12 protein-coding genes and 1 pseudogene are annotated in these 12,381 nt (G+C 43.0%); 12 read left to right on the forward strand and 1 reads right to left on the reverse strand.

Translation table 11 applies throughout. The features are described 5' to 3' along the window. From A4S05_RS37280 to A4S05_RS37335, 12 genes and pseudogenes are all read left to right on the forward strand, one after another. Nucleotides 1–551 (forward strand): annotated as a pseudogene (locus tag A4S05_RS37280) (type IV secretory system conjugative DNA transfer family protein); the annotation flags it as partial. After that, nucleotides 548–1,090 carry a hypothetical protein gene (locus A4S05_RS37285; protein ID WP_069074778.1) on the forward strand — a complete coding sequence of 181 codons (543 nt, stop codon included), beginning with the start codon at nucleotides 548–550 and terminating at the stop codon, nucleotides 1,088–1,090. The pseudogene A4S05_RS37280 and the gene A4S05_RS37285, both read left to right, overlap by 4 nt. Then, nucleotides 1,029–1,760 carry a hypothetical protein gene (locus A4S05_RS37290; protein ID WP_069074779.1) on the forward strand — a complete coding sequence of 244 codons (732 nt, stop codon included), beginning with the start codon at nucleotides 1,029–1,031 and terminating at the stop codon, nucleotides 1,758–1,760. The genes A4S05_RS37285 and A4S05_RS37290 overlap by 62 nt, the downstream gene beginning before the upstream one ends. Before the next feature lie 30 nt (nucleotides 1,761–1,790). Beyond that, nucleotides 1,791–2,849: a hypothetical protein gene (locus A4S05_RS37295; protein WP_069074780.1), complete on the forward strand. Its 1,059-nt coding sequence runs from the start codon at nucleotides 1,791–1,793 to the stop codon at nucleotides 2,847–2,849. Continuing rightward, nucleotides 2,846–3,565, forward strand: a complete 720-nt coding sequence (locus A4S05_RS37300; protein WP_069074781.1) for a hypothetical protein — start codon at nucleotides 2,846–2,848, stop codon at nucleotides 3,563–3,565. The genes A4S05_RS37295 and A4S05_RS37300 overlap by 4 nt, the downstream gene beginning before the upstream one ends. Then, on the forward strand, nucleotides 3,562–4,983 hold the full coding sequence (locus tag A4S05_RS37305) for a hypothetical protein (RefSeq protein WP_069074782.1): 1,422 nt from the start codon (nucleotides 3,562–3,564) through the stop codon (nucleotides 4,981–4,983). Before A4S05_RS37300 ends, A4S05_RS37305 begins: the two co-directional genes overlap by 4 nt. 131 nt (nucleotides 4,984–5,114) lie before the next feature. Continuing rightward, nucleotides 5,115–5,942: a hypothetical protein gene (locus A4S05_RS37310; protein WP_069074783.1), complete on the forward strand. Its 828-nt coding sequence runs from the start codon at nucleotides 5,115–5,117 to the stop codon at nucleotides 5,940–5,942. A 396-nt stretch (nucleotides 5,943–6,338) separates the two neighbouring features. Further along, nucleotides 6,339–7,532 carry a hypothetical protein gene (locus A4S05_RS37315; RefSeq protein ID WP_069074784.1) on the forward strand — a complete coding sequence of 398 codons (1,194 nt, stop codon included), beginning with the start codon at nucleotides 6,339–6,341 and terminating at the stop codon, nucleotides 7,530–7,532. Further along, a complete protein-coding gene (locus tag A4S05_RS37320) occupies nucleotides 7,529–9,292 on the forward strand; it encodes a type IV secretory system conjugative DNA transfer family protein (RefSeq protein WP_069074785.1) in 1,764 nt (587 codons plus the stop codon). Before A4S05_RS37315 ends, A4S05_RS37320 begins: the two co-directional genes overlap by 4 nt. 52 nt (nucleotides 9,293–9,344) lie before the next feature. Then, on the forward strand, nucleotides 9,345–9,761 hold the full coding sequence (locus A4S05_RS37325; RefSeq protein WP_069074786.1) for a hypothetical protein: 417 nt from the start codon (nucleotides 9,345–9,347) through the stop codon (nucleotides 9,759–9,761). Next, complete coding sequence (locus tag A4S05_RS37330) at nucleotides 9,754–11,001, forward strand: hypothetical protein (protein ID WP_069074787.1); 1,248 nt, start codon at nucleotides 9,754–9,756, stop codon at nucleotides 10,999–11,001. The genes A4S05_RS37325 and A4S05_RS37330 overlap by 8 nt, the downstream gene beginning before the upstream one ends. A gap of 183 nt (nucleotides 11,002–11,184) precedes the next feature. Continuing rightward, entirely contained in the window at nucleotides 11,185–12,033 is an 849-nt protein-coding gene (locus tag A4S05_RS37335) for a restriction endonuclease (RefSeq protein ID WP_069074788.1), read from the forward strand. A gap of 48 nt (nucleotides 12,034–12,081) precedes the next feature. Here A4S05_RS37335 and A4S05_RS42440 read toward each other — a convergent pair. Continuing rightward, the coding region (locus tag A4S05_RS42440; protein ID WP_176727222.1) for a hypothetical protein at nucleotides 12,082–12,381 on the reverse strand (300 nt) is incomplete at its 5' end.

Consider the following 12,381-nt stretch of genomic DNA (forward strand, 5'->3'; position numbering starts at 1 on the left):
GGATGTCAGCATATATCGCCGCATCCCGTCAATCTCTCTCTTCCCCCAATAGTGTATTTTTTATGGATGAGGCTAGCGTATTGCTGGGATTTTCCGCATTATCGCGGCTTGCGGGTCGGAAATGCGCTACGGCTCGAAAGCAAGGCTGCCGGGTGTTTCTGGCAGCGCAGGACGTTATCTCTATTGCCAAATCGGAGGCGGGAGAACAAATATTACAAAATATGCCATTGCGGTTGATTGGGCGTATTGTCCCAGGCGCGGCTAATAGCTTCTCTGAGTTGCTGGGCATTCCTAGAGAAATTATCGATAAAAACGAAAGCTTTGTCCCCAACATTCAGCAGCTATATACTTTGTGGCTGTTGGACTACAACAACAAGTATGTGCGCTGCCGCTATTATCCCTCGTATCCCCTGTTGGCGTTGGTCGCCAACAGCCGAGAGGAGCAAGCCACGCGAGATAAGTTCAAAAAAAACCACGGTGATAAGTTCACATGGGTGGCAGAATTTTCTAAGTATTATGTCGATTGCGTTAAGCAAGGTAAGCCGTTATGAAGGTTCTATCATCAGTCATTCATACGAAGCTATTGCTGGTAATACTAGCAGGTGTTTTATCAATAGTCAGCTTTCAGGTTTGGCAATACAATCAAGCCCGATACGAAAAATTTATTATTCATGCGAAGAATGACTGTGGCGTGTACATAGAATTGGGTGAAGGTGCAGTCAAGAACAGTCCTAGCCTGAGAGCATTGAAGTATCAAAATAAGCGCCTACGTGAACTAAAGCAACCGGGGATTAACTCTGAATCCGCAGACCCAGGAGATTACGTTATGCTTTTTCGATCTCCTGCTTCCACCCTTCCGCCTAATGCTTTGCCTTTCGATGATCCCTTCTTCACCAGTTTATTAAATAAAGAAGAATCACCTAAAACATTAATGGTTTCGGTTCTTGACTTTGATTTACAAAAAAAACAGGCGACCGTAGAATCTTACTGCGCCAAAAAACCTTTTGTAGTAGACCTGGAGAATTTGTATGTTAGATACCAACCGATTGATCGCGATCTCAGGCGCAGCAATTTTGATATCCTTTTCTAGCCTCCCTGCCAATGCTCAAGCTAGTCAAAACCAATCTTTCTTAACTCAATTCCAACAAATCTATAGCAGCTTGCAGACTTACATTAGTAATTATCAGAAAGAATTTACTAAAAGTTTGGGCAAGTTAGAAGCTGAATTAACCCAGGCAATTGAATCTAGTGTTGGTGATTTGGGTATTCCCGATCCCCTAAAAGCTGGCAAGAATATCGAGAAAGTGATTCAGAAACAAGAAGGCGCGTTGCTGATATTAGACCCTCGCATTCAAGCCGACAATGCTATCAAGGATTGGAACCAGCAATATACACGCGGTCAGTCAGAATCAGTACTAGGAGTTGAGGGTCAACGAGTGCAATCGCAAGAGGCAGCAATAACTAATGATGCTACTGCCCAATCAAGCGAAAATGCTGCTGCCGCGCAGGATGATGTCATTACCCAAGACATTCTCAAAAAGGTCGCTATTCAAAACTTACAAAGTGTTGTAATTGCCAAATCTATCCATGCAGAAGCGCAAAAACAATCTCGTTCCTTGGCTGTTACAAATATCAATCTTGCTGATATTTCTAGTCGCATGGATGAGCAAGCTGCGGCAAAGGATCAGGAATCTAACGCCGCTACTCGTCAAATCATTCAATCTGCCGCCGCTAACGATTCCTTCTGGAAGAATCAATAATCAAGTCAACATAACGTTACGGTAACTGAGATGATAGCGCTCTTAACTATTCTTTTTGCTCAAACTACAGGGCAGCAAGCCGGGGAAAATACGGGGACTACAAACTCAGGCGAAATAGTCGAAGGCGCTATCGAAGGCGCAGACCTAATCTATAAATCTTTTGAGAATGATTGGTTGGAATTAGCATCTGGAACAAGCCCAATTTATACGGCTGTTGTCGCGGTTTCTACTCTCGCGGCTGTTGTGATGATTGGCTTTGCCTCATTCGGCTGGTACAGGAAGTTTGCAGAAGAAGGGTTTGGCTTTGATTTTATCTCTGAGATGGTTTTACCCTTGCTAGTAATTGCAATGCTTAGTAATAATGGGTTCCTTCTCGCCAATACAACAGTCGCTTTGAGAAACGTTTCGACTGGGCTAAATAGGAGTATTTTAAGTATTACGAGAAATGGCGTAAACCTGAGAGATGCGATACGGAATGTTAATGCTGATCAAAGCTTTGTTTTAGCCGCGCAGATAGCCTTGGCTGATTGCGAAAAAATGAGCGAGGAAAAAAAGGAAGGTGAAGAATTAAGCCGTAAGCAAGCTTGCATAAAGACTGCTATAGAGAGTACACGAAAAGACGCGCAGAAGGCTAGAGAAAAGACTGGCGCAGGTTCTGGGGGCGGAAGCTGGAATCCATTAGACCTTAGTGGCGAACTAATCAATAGCGCAATTCAAGGTTTTGTTTATGTAATTCTCAGTGGACTATCAGCAGCTTTTCAATACATCGTCCAACTGTCATTCTTAATGATTGCATTCGCCGCCCCAATCTTCCTAGTTCTATCTTTGCTGCCCTTCCAAAGCAAACCTATTTACGCTTGGCTGTCTGGCTGGTTAGGACTGACATTGGTTCTCATTTCGTACTCGATAACAGTAGGCATTATTGCCAGCGCAATAGTCTCCAAACCTTCTAGCAATCCTTTATTATTGCAACTTTTGCAAGCGATTTTCTCGCCATTACTTGCAGTAGCCATAGGCACTGGTGGCGGAATGGCTGTATTTTCAGCTTTCACTAGTGGGGTTAAATTCTCGGTGGGGTTAAGGAGATGAAATTATTAGAGAGAAAAGAGCTAAATTTCACCCCAATTTTCTTAATAATCAATGCGGTTTTATTAATGCTTTTATTATTAATAGAAGTCGTTAATTTTGCTCGGATAGCAACGTTTTCTAAAACGAAAGCTTCGACCTTGGTAGAATTGTCTGATGGCGAATCCATCAGAGTTGTTCCTATAGGTAGCCTTGAGCGCTCGCCGCAAGCTATTACGTATTTTATCGGGCAAACAATGACCGGGCTTTTGAGTTGGAATGCTCTACCAAAGCCAAGCGATGATTACAAGATAGACCCCACCAAACAATTAAAGTTGGATACTGGGGTATCAACATCAAAAGGCAAGATTACTACTAGTGTATGGGCTTCAGGTTTTGCGTTGTCAGAAGATTTTCGCGCACCATTCCTTGAGGAGATAAGTAATCTTACGCCGCCCGATGTCTTTAATGGGTCTACGCAATCAATCCTAAAAGTTAGCCTAATCAGTCAGCCGACTCGGATTAAGGATGGGCAATGGAAAGTAGATATGGTTGCAGAGATTGTTGTTTTCCAAGGCAGCAATTTAGTCGGCAAGCCCATCGCTTTCAACAAAACCATATTCGTCAGGGCGATTGATACGGCTGCCCTGCCTAGATTTGCGTCCGATGTTCAGGAAACCGCCTCAAGGGTTCGTAAAGCGGGGTTGGAAATTTACAAAATCCAAGATTTAGATTTATGAAAAAGAACACCCAGTCAGCTTTGCAAGAGGCAACTATTGAGATAGAAGAGCAAGATTTTGCCGCGATGAACGGCGCTAAAACAACAAGGGTTGACGATTCAATTCAACCCTCCGAGAACCCCGCCCCAGAAGAAATTGTTACTGCTCGAACAGTCTCGCAATCTCCACTCTTAAAAATGGGCGTTATTGCCCTGATAGTGCTTGCCTTTGTGACGATCATCGGAGCCTTGATCGGCAATTCAATGAACGCCTTGAATTTTTCCAGTAACAAGGCACAGCCGACTAAAGCTAAGGAACAAACGCCAGAAGCAGAAGTGGTGGACGAGACGGGTAAGGACAAAACAGCGCTTGCTCTGACTAGCCAAAATTACGAGCTAAAGAAGATTCGTGATCGCTTGCCAAGCCCAAACCCAACGCCGACCCCTAGCCCAACCTTAGCCCCAGCCCCAATCGCAGCTGTTACCCCTCCGATGCAACCAGTGCAGCGCGGACAACGTTCTTACCCAGTTGCCAGTCAGCCAGCCCCGCCCTTCACTTTGCCGCAGGTTAGAGGATCGCAATCTCAGCCCAGGATCGCCCAGCCGATCAGACAAATTCCTCAGCCGCGTCCCCAAGCGAACATCGCAAAGTTAGATCCCACGCAGCAATGGCTTCTTGCTGCGAACGCTGGTAGTTTTAGTAGCTCAGGTGATGAGTCAGACGGCGAGGAACTAAAAGTTACTGGAATAGAAGGAGGGACGGGAGGAGCGCAACAAGTTGCAGAGGTCAGCAAAACGACTATTGATTACAACGCTCTTCGCGTACTCGTTGGCAGCACCGCAGAGGGCAGATTAGAAACGCCGATCGCTTGGGGCACTGGTGACGCTGGCAACCAGAATTACTTGGTGAAACTAACAAAACCCTTAAAAGCCTCAGATGGTAGGGACGTACTACCCGTGGGCGCTTATCTGGTTGTTCAACTAGCAGAGTCGAATGGTTTGGGTTTCGCCAAACTGCGCGGTGTTTCAGTGTTGGTCAATATAAACGGCGATACGCAAGAAAAGCAACTCCCAGAAAATGCCGTTCTGATAATGGCCAAGGATGGTGGTTTCTTAAAAGCAGAGTCTCGCAGAGGCAGTAATCTGGGCAACAATTTCATCTCTGCTATTGTTGCAGGAGTCGCCAAAGCTGCCGAAGTACAGAATCGCCCCATAACTCAAGTCAGCAGTAACTCTAATGGCTTCTCTACTAGCTCCACTACCAACGATCAAAAAGACCTATCTGCCGCTTTTGGAGAGGGTGCATTTAATAGCGTTCTCGATAATATCAAAAGTTCAAATGTCGCCCGTTCTCAGCAGTTAAGCGGTAGAGAAGAAGTATTTGTGATCGATGTTGGTAAGCCAGTGCAAATATTCGTTAATCAAACAATATCGTTATGAGGGAACAGGGAACAGGAAAAACTGATGGTTTTTAAACATGAGATTGAGATAATGACCGCCGAATGATTATTGCTCTTATAAAAAAGCTACAACAATAATTTATCTTCCCTGTTCCCAGTAAAAATGGAAAAATGTTAAATAAACTCGCTATTGTTACAAGCTTCTTAATAGCTACTGCCTCAAGCGTGGTAGCAATGCCCATCCGAACGGTTTACGAGAATGATGCAAACTCCAACGCTATCGAATTAAAGGTGTGGAAAGGCTATGGATTAACTATTAATTTGATGTCCACTGGGGAAACTATCAAGCAAGTTTGGATTGGCGATCCAAGTCGCTTCGCTTTTACCTCAAATGGTGGCTTATGCCAGTCATCAGGCGGTGATTCTGATTGCGCGGGAGGTAAAGCGACTGTAATCTTTCTTCGCCAGATTGACCCGATCAAGTTTCCTGTTACCTCTAGCAGTAATGGAAGCACTCAAATTACAGTGCTTACCAATGAAAAACAATATCAATTTAAGATAGTCCCTGCTACTGGCAACCCAGCTTACACGAGCTTGGTAGTTAAATCGGACTCGGATCGACCCCTGCCAATTACCCGTCCGCGAACGCCACTTCCCCTAACAGTTCAAAAGCCGCAATCAGCGCCATCAGACTTCCCGCAGCCCTCGCCGCCACCACAAACAATAAAAGTCCCTCTGCCTCAACCTGTTGCCTTAATGCGCCCCAATCCTGGGACTACGCTAAATGGTGCGATTCAGAGAAACGATGCTAATGCTCTCGCTTTTGGGCTAGCAGAAGCTGGGCGCAAAGGTCAAGTTAAACCCGGATCTACCATCTGGAACAAGGTGCAAGATGCTATCAAACTATTACGGCGTGGCAAGACTATAGATGAGGCGATTTCACTTTCTCAGGTCGATAAAACCACTTTTCATCAATTACTTGAATGGGGGCGATTGTGAACAATTTTTCTAAATCTATCCGCCAAGAATTAGGCAATTTTCTATATTCGTGTAGGCTCGAAGGTGAGTTATGGATGTTTCCACCAATCGGCTATTTGCTGCTTTTGACTACTCTTTTGGCTGTGGATAAGACTTAGCTTAGTCCTGCAAAAACCTACTTAAAATGGCTGTTACCCGTGCCCTTTGCAACGTTAACTGTATTGCAAATAAACCAGTACATAAAATCTAAAAAGCTGTTAGCACCAACAGGAAATGTAGAACTACAGCAAGACAAAAGTGGATGCGAAAGTTGTGCCTATTTTCATGGGCGACAATACGACCAAGAAATCCTAATATGCACGGTACATCCACGCGGCTCCAATTAAGAACAATGTCCCGATTACTTTAACAAAAATCATGAAACTTAAGCCTTTTCTACTGGCTGCAATAGCTTCTCTAGTTCCGCTTTCCGCCTCAGTCGCACAGACACCAACAATCGATTATTCACAAGGCTTGTACAAGACGGCTGCCCCCGACTGGTCGAAAATCACATGGGATACTTTGCCACCCGTTCAACAGCCAGGATTTTTAAAGATACCTAAAAACCTGATTTCAGTTTTTGGCTACGACCCGTCGCGCTCGTGGATAGCAGGGCAAAAAGTAGACTCTGTTGTGATGTTGGGGGATGCAGATGATGCCTTTAAGATGTCTGCCTTGAGCTTAAAGTCCATTGGCACGGTGGCTTTGCCCACTACAGGCACAACCACCAAACCCACCCTCAAAGACTTTGGATTAATCCAATGGCAAACGCCAAAAACATTAGTTAAAGCAATGCCTGAATTAAGCAATTTGAGCCTATCAGAAGTTCCCCCATTAGCCGATCTATTTTCTAAGAATGGTGCTGGACTGGGTAGCAGCACTATTTCTCAAGCCATAGCCTCAAATCCTCAAGTTGCAAACCTGACACTAGATAAGATTGACCTAAGCAAATATTCGCTTGATTCAATTCCTGGGTTGGACAAAACTCAATTAGGGAAATTTAAATCATGGCAGCAAGCATTAGTCAATCAAATTCCTAAATTAAGTCAAGTGCCCTTTGATAAAATGCCTCAGCCTATTAGCTCTGATATAGGTGTTGTGGGGATTGTATCGGTTGTACTTGGCACAGCAGAGAAGGGCGACACAAGGGCTGGGAATGATTACTTTGTGTCTGGCAGCGTTGTCAGAGGCGATCGCACTTTAACAGTCGCCTGTCCTCCAGGCATTGAATGCTCATACTTAGAGATGGGGGATTTTGCTGGCAGTCAGGGCAGCTTGTATGGTAAGCGTTGGGCATCAGGCTCATCCCAGCTAGTTTTGGGTGGTTATGGAATTCTAGCCGCCGTGAATGGGGGCAAGGAACCCACGGGGCGGCTAGTGTATGGTAGTGGGTTCAAAGTGGCGCTAACTGGAGTTAATGAATCCCTTGGGACTGCCGATTTTGGCTTGTTCTTTAGGATCTGTGCGCGACCGCCATTCCAGCAAAAAACTTGTACCCCTTACTTCATTGGGCCAGTTCCCTGGTTGCCCGTGAGTGAGAATGATTTGGTTATCGTGGGGACGGGACGATGACAGGGACTCCTAAGACAGAGGTTAAGCCAAATCAATTTATTCCCGCAGGACTTGAATCGGCTCTGTTATCCCCCGCAGGTTTAGGGGTACTCGTTTGTGGCGCGGTGATTGTAATCGCCAAAATCATCGATAGTAGGGGAGGTATTGCCAAGCTAGCGACAGCGCGGTGGGGCGGGACAAGAGAGAAAACAGCGGCTCGTCAGTTGGCGTGTAAACAAATCCAGCAACGCTTGCATAACCGAGTATCGCTGTATGTGGGAACTCCCAAGAATACAACGAGCGAGGTTATTAATGGTGTCCGTAGAACTTGCATCCCTAAAGATTCAACAACCCTTTATTTTCCAGAGGCACAGCGAGGCATCCTAGTTTGTGGTGGCCCAGGGAGTGGAAAGTCATTTTCAATGATTAATCCCCTGATTCGCTCTGTAATTGATCAGGGCTTACCTCTGGCTTTATATGATTTCAAATACGCCTCCCAGGAATCAGCTGATTCTCCATCTAAAGGGCAAGCTCCAATACTTGCAGGGTATGCGATAGAACGCGGTTATCAGGTTACTGTGCTTGCCCCAGGCTTTGCAGAATCAGCAGTTGCCAACCCTATAGACTTTCTTCGCAGTAATGAAGACTCAGAAATGGCACGGCAGCTTGCGATTACACTCAATCGCAACTTTCAATTGGGTGATAAAGATTCTGGAAATAGCTTCTTTACCAACGCTGGCGATCAGTTAGTCCAAGCCGTCTTTATGCTGGCGAAGGGCACAGAGTATCCAGATATCATGATGTGCCAAGCGATACTAGGATTGCCAAAGTTAGTTAAGCGCATTGAGCAAGCCGCCGAACTAAACTTCATGGTTAGAGAGGCTTTCGCACAGTTTGTATCTGTTGCAGGGTCGCCAGAAACAGCAGCTAGTATTGTGGGTACAGCTAGCGGATTGTTCAGTCGTTTTATGGTTCCCTCGGCCTTAGCAGCATTCTGTGGAAAAACTAATATTCCACTGGATTTGAAGGGACGGCAGATGGTGGTATTCGGGATGAACAAAGAAAAGCGTGATGTAATTGCCCCTTTGCTTGTCTCGATTCTGCATTTATTAGTTAGTCGGAATGTAGCTAACAAACGTACTTGTCCTTTGGTGTTGGGGATTGATGAATTACCCACATTATATTTACCAGCACTGGTTGATTGGCTGAATCAGAACCGCGAGGATGGACTAATTTCTATCTTAGGTTTACAAAATCTCTCAATGCTGATTGAATCTTATGGTGAAAACACAACTAATGCAATATTTGGTGGTTGTGCGACCAAAGCATTCTTTAATCCCCAAGATGATGTAGCCGCCGAACGATTTAGTAAGTTTTTAGGTGAAGAGGAAATTAAATACAAGCAACGTTCTCGCTCATCAGGAGGCAAGGGTGGTGCAAGCATTTCTAATTCTGACCAAAACAGTACCCGAAAATTATTTGATGTCAATCAATTTAACACTTTACCATCGGGGAAAGCAGTAATTATTAGTCCAGGTTTCCGTTCTCGTGGTCAAATAAGTTTGCCAATATTGCAATCAATTAAAATTCCTCGACATGAAATCCAATCGGAAGCTGACAGTGTGAAAGCTTGGTACGAGTTTCAAAAGTTCTTATCTAAAAAGTCTACTCTCTTAACTCCAGCAGATGAAGAAATGAAAATTCGCCGAGCCTCGGCTTTAAAATTGTTACCTTTGATAGAAAATCAAGAGCAATTATCAGAATATGCGAGTCTGATTTAAAGAAATATTGTCTGGAATAAAATGGAAGTCAAAAATACTTAGGATAAAATTCATGTCGCCAAGTAAGTTTTACCCGTTCTCTGATTATGACAGAAAACAAATTGCTAAACTCCCTCCTGATATAGCAGCCCTAGCAGATAAATATCCAAGCGAGATTTTAAACACTGCTGATAGTTGGGATAACTTGCCTTTTGATGCTAACTATTTTCCTGAGTGCCTTGAAGTCTATAGCGGCGATGCAGATGATGCCAACATTTTTGTATTAAATGGTGTTCTGAAAGATTATGTACCGGCTGATGCTGAAAAAAATACATCATCGATAACAGTGATGATTGATGGAGAATTTGCTTACATTGAAATTGAAGGTAGACAGGTTCTTAATAAACTCGGTGGAATAGTTTTACCAGAAGTAGCGATTAATCCTGATGTGTTAATTCAGTCAATTCTCAAAGGCGAAAATAATGATTGATGATGGTGAAGCTAAAGAGATTAAGCGAGATTATCTAGAAATTTTAGAATCTCTCCTCAAACTCATCCATGCGAAAGCTAAAGAAAAAGGATTAGATCCCAGCAAGGATATTCATATTTACTCTAGCTCTAGGAAAGTTTATCAAGGAACGTTGGGAGAATCACCCTCTAAAAACTTGTTAACGCCGACGATAGTAGAGAACTTAAAAAAAGCTCTGTCTGACCCGAAAAATTCTCAAGGTGCAATTTCTATTAAAATTGGTAATGAAAAAGTATTCCATATTAAAAATGGAGAAGTACTAACTGACAAATTAGGTTTAGCTCCGGCATCACAGAAAAATAAAGTTGTAAGTAATGAGCGAATCTACAGTGTAGAAGCTTTAGGAAAACAAGTGCAAGTATTGCAGAAAAAACTAAGCGAACAACAAAAACTTGTAGATAGTATCAAATCAGAACAGCTTTCACCCGAATCTTTATCACAACTAGCTGCTCAAGTTGCCGAAATGAGTAAATCCTTGGAGAAGCAGCAACAGTTGATTGAAAACACCCAAAAAGCATTGTCACAGGTAAATGAACGGTTTTTACCACAAGTTCAAAATACGGTTCTTCAAAATTGGGTGGGTACGGTTGAGAACAAGGTAAAACAAACTGCCAAGAATGTTTTTGAGCGGATTAAAGATGTGCTGACACCCGAAGTAACGAAGCTCAGAAAGGAAATTACTTCACTTAAATCTCAAATTAATGAACAAATTACTAGCTTCAAGGATGAAGTTAAATATCAGACTGACAGTGTAAGAAATGAACTCAATCAACAAGTTGGTAACTTAACTCAAGAGATACGTACACAGGTAGATAGTGTTAAAAACACGGTTGATCAAAGCCTTATGGGTGTCAAGTCAGCTATTGACAATACTCGAACTGAACTACAGGCTGCTGTTGAGGATGTTAAAGGTCAAGCAATTGAACAGAGTGTCAAAGCAATGCTGAATATCTTGGGCAAAGATAACCCTGATGGTTCTAAGAGTTTTAAAAGTACAAATTTTGATTTTGAACGCCTTGGCGATAATGTAATTGTTCGTGCCAAAAACGGCGAGACTGTTCTCACTGATGGAGTTTTATCGGCTAACGTTTCAGAGAAACAGTTACAGGCACTTGATAAGGTTCAATCTGTTGTTGATATGCATCATCAAATTCAGCAGGATTCTCAACAAGAATCACAATTTAGAAATATGCACAGGTAAGCCATGATCAAAGGGGAGCAATGCCCGCATTTCTCACAAGCTGCTTTGCGTATAAGTAATAAGTAATAAGTTAAGAATTTTACTCCTTACTCATTACTCCTTGCTCACTACTCATTACTCCTCCATCCGAGGTGTGGTGAGAAATCCGGGAATGGTGTTCCATGATCAAAGGGGAGCGTAAAAATGATACTAATCCTAATCATTGGTTTGTTGTTTGCACTGGGTGGAATGATTTTTCTAGCTTGGCTGTTTGTTTTATTTCCACCTTCAATACCAAAGTCAAAGTATCGCTCCCAAGGTTTTAAGCAATCGCCATTACCACCTAAGAGTACAAAATCGTCTGACATTTCATCTCAAAATTTTGTACGACAAAGCCCAGCACCAACGCAAAAGACTTTCTTAGCTAAAAACTTTAACAAGCCTGTACGAAAAAGCTCAGTAGCAACCCAAAAGGCTTTCTTAGCTAAAAATTTTAAGAAGCAATTACTACCAAGCCCAGCGCGAACACCAAGGGTTAGATTACCTAAAAATCTTAAGAAACACTTGAACAATATTGAGTACGCTAGTCAAGTATTACTTGAGCTTCGTAGCATAACTCAATTAGCCAAATTGCCAGTAGTAATCGCTACGCTACGCAGGATATCGCCTTACGTTTTTGAAGAATTGGTACTTACTTGCTGCTTTGAACAGGGCTGGCAAATCCAACGCAACTTTCGGTACACTGGTGACGGCGGGATAGATGGTCGAGTGTTGATTTTGGGAAAGCTTTATGTAATCCAGGTTAAGCGTTACGCTGATTACATTAGCCCAAAACACATCAAAGATTTCCTGTGCTGTATCGAAGGAGAAGGAGCTAGTGGTGGATTCTTCGTGCATACTGGCATAACTGGACAGTTATCAAAACAATTGATTCGTCGCTCTGATAAAATAATCTTAGTGAGCGGTCAGAAACTAGTAAATTTTGTCTTAGGTAAGCAGTTAAAAATAGTGGGAATAACAATACCAATTAAAACAGTGAACAGTTATCAGTGAACAACTAACCTATGAATGAGTTAATGGAAATATCTGATAACTGATAAGTTAGCGCCGAAACCGGATTTGCTCCCCGTTATCATCTGATTGTTGAGGGTTTATTTTCAATCTCTTCAGAATCGATGGTTTGTCATCTCTAATCAGTTGCCTAACGATGTTCATTTTCTCCTCAAAAGTCAAAGCTAAAGCATCAGTTGTAACACTCGTAAATAACTCGCTGACCTTTGCTCCTGTTACCTTTTCACCTTTGACATATTTTCCTACTTCCATAACTAAAGCAGCCAATCTTTCAATATCTAAACCGTGAATTATTTGTTTAATGTGTGATTTAACTGACTCTTTTAATAA

Source organism: Nostoc sp. KVJ20 (genome assembly GCF_001712795.1).
GTDB lineage: Bacteria > Cyanobacteriota > Cyanobacteriia > Cyanobacteriales > Nostocaceae > Nostoc.

Bases quoted from the DNA above. Each gene is read 5' to 3' on its own strand.
- A4S05_RS37285 (WP_069074778.1), top strand. From the start codon at position 548: ATGAAGGTTCTATCATCAGTCATTCATACGAAGCTATTGCTGGTAATA.
- A4S05_RS37290 (WP_069074779.1), top strand. From the start codon at position 1,029: ATGTTAGATACCAACCGATTGATCGCGATCTCAGGCGCAGCAATTTTG.
- A4S05_RS37295 (WP_069074780.1), top strand. From the start codon at position 1,791: ATGATAGCGCTCTTAACTATTCTTTTTGCTCAAACTACAGGGCAGCAA.
- A4S05_RS37300 (WP_069074781.1), top strand. From the start codon at position 2,846: ATGAAATTATTAGAGAGAAAAGAGCTAAATTTCACCCCAATTTTCTTA.
- A4S05_RS37305 (WP_069074782.1), top strand. From the start codon at position 3,562: ATGAAAAAGAACACCCAGTCAGCTTTGCAAGAGGCAACTATTGAGATA.
- A4S05_RS37310 (WP_069074783.1), top strand. From the start codon at position 5,115: ATGTTAAATAAACTCGCTATTGTTACAAGCTTCTTAATAGCTACTGCC.
- A4S05_RS37315 (WP_069074784.1), top strand. From the start codon at position 6,339: ATGAAACTTAAGCCTTTTCTACTGGCTGCAATAGCTTCTCTAGTTCCG.
- A4S05_RS37320 (WP_069074785.1), top strand. From the start codon at position 7,529: ATGACAGGGACTCCTAAGACAGAGGTTAAGCCAAATCAATTTATTCCC.
- A4S05_RS37325 (WP_069074786.1), top strand. From the start codon at position 9,345: ATGTCGCCAAGTAAGTTTTACCCGTTCTCTGATTATGACAGAAAACAA.
- A4S05_RS37330 (WP_069074787.1), top strand. From the start codon at position 9,754: ATGATTGATGATGGTGAAGCTAAAGAGATTAAGCGAGATTATCTAGAA.
- A4S05_RS37335 (WP_069074788.1), top strand. From the start codon at position 11,185: ATGATACTAATCCTAATCATTGGTTTGTTGTTTGCACTGGGTGGAATG.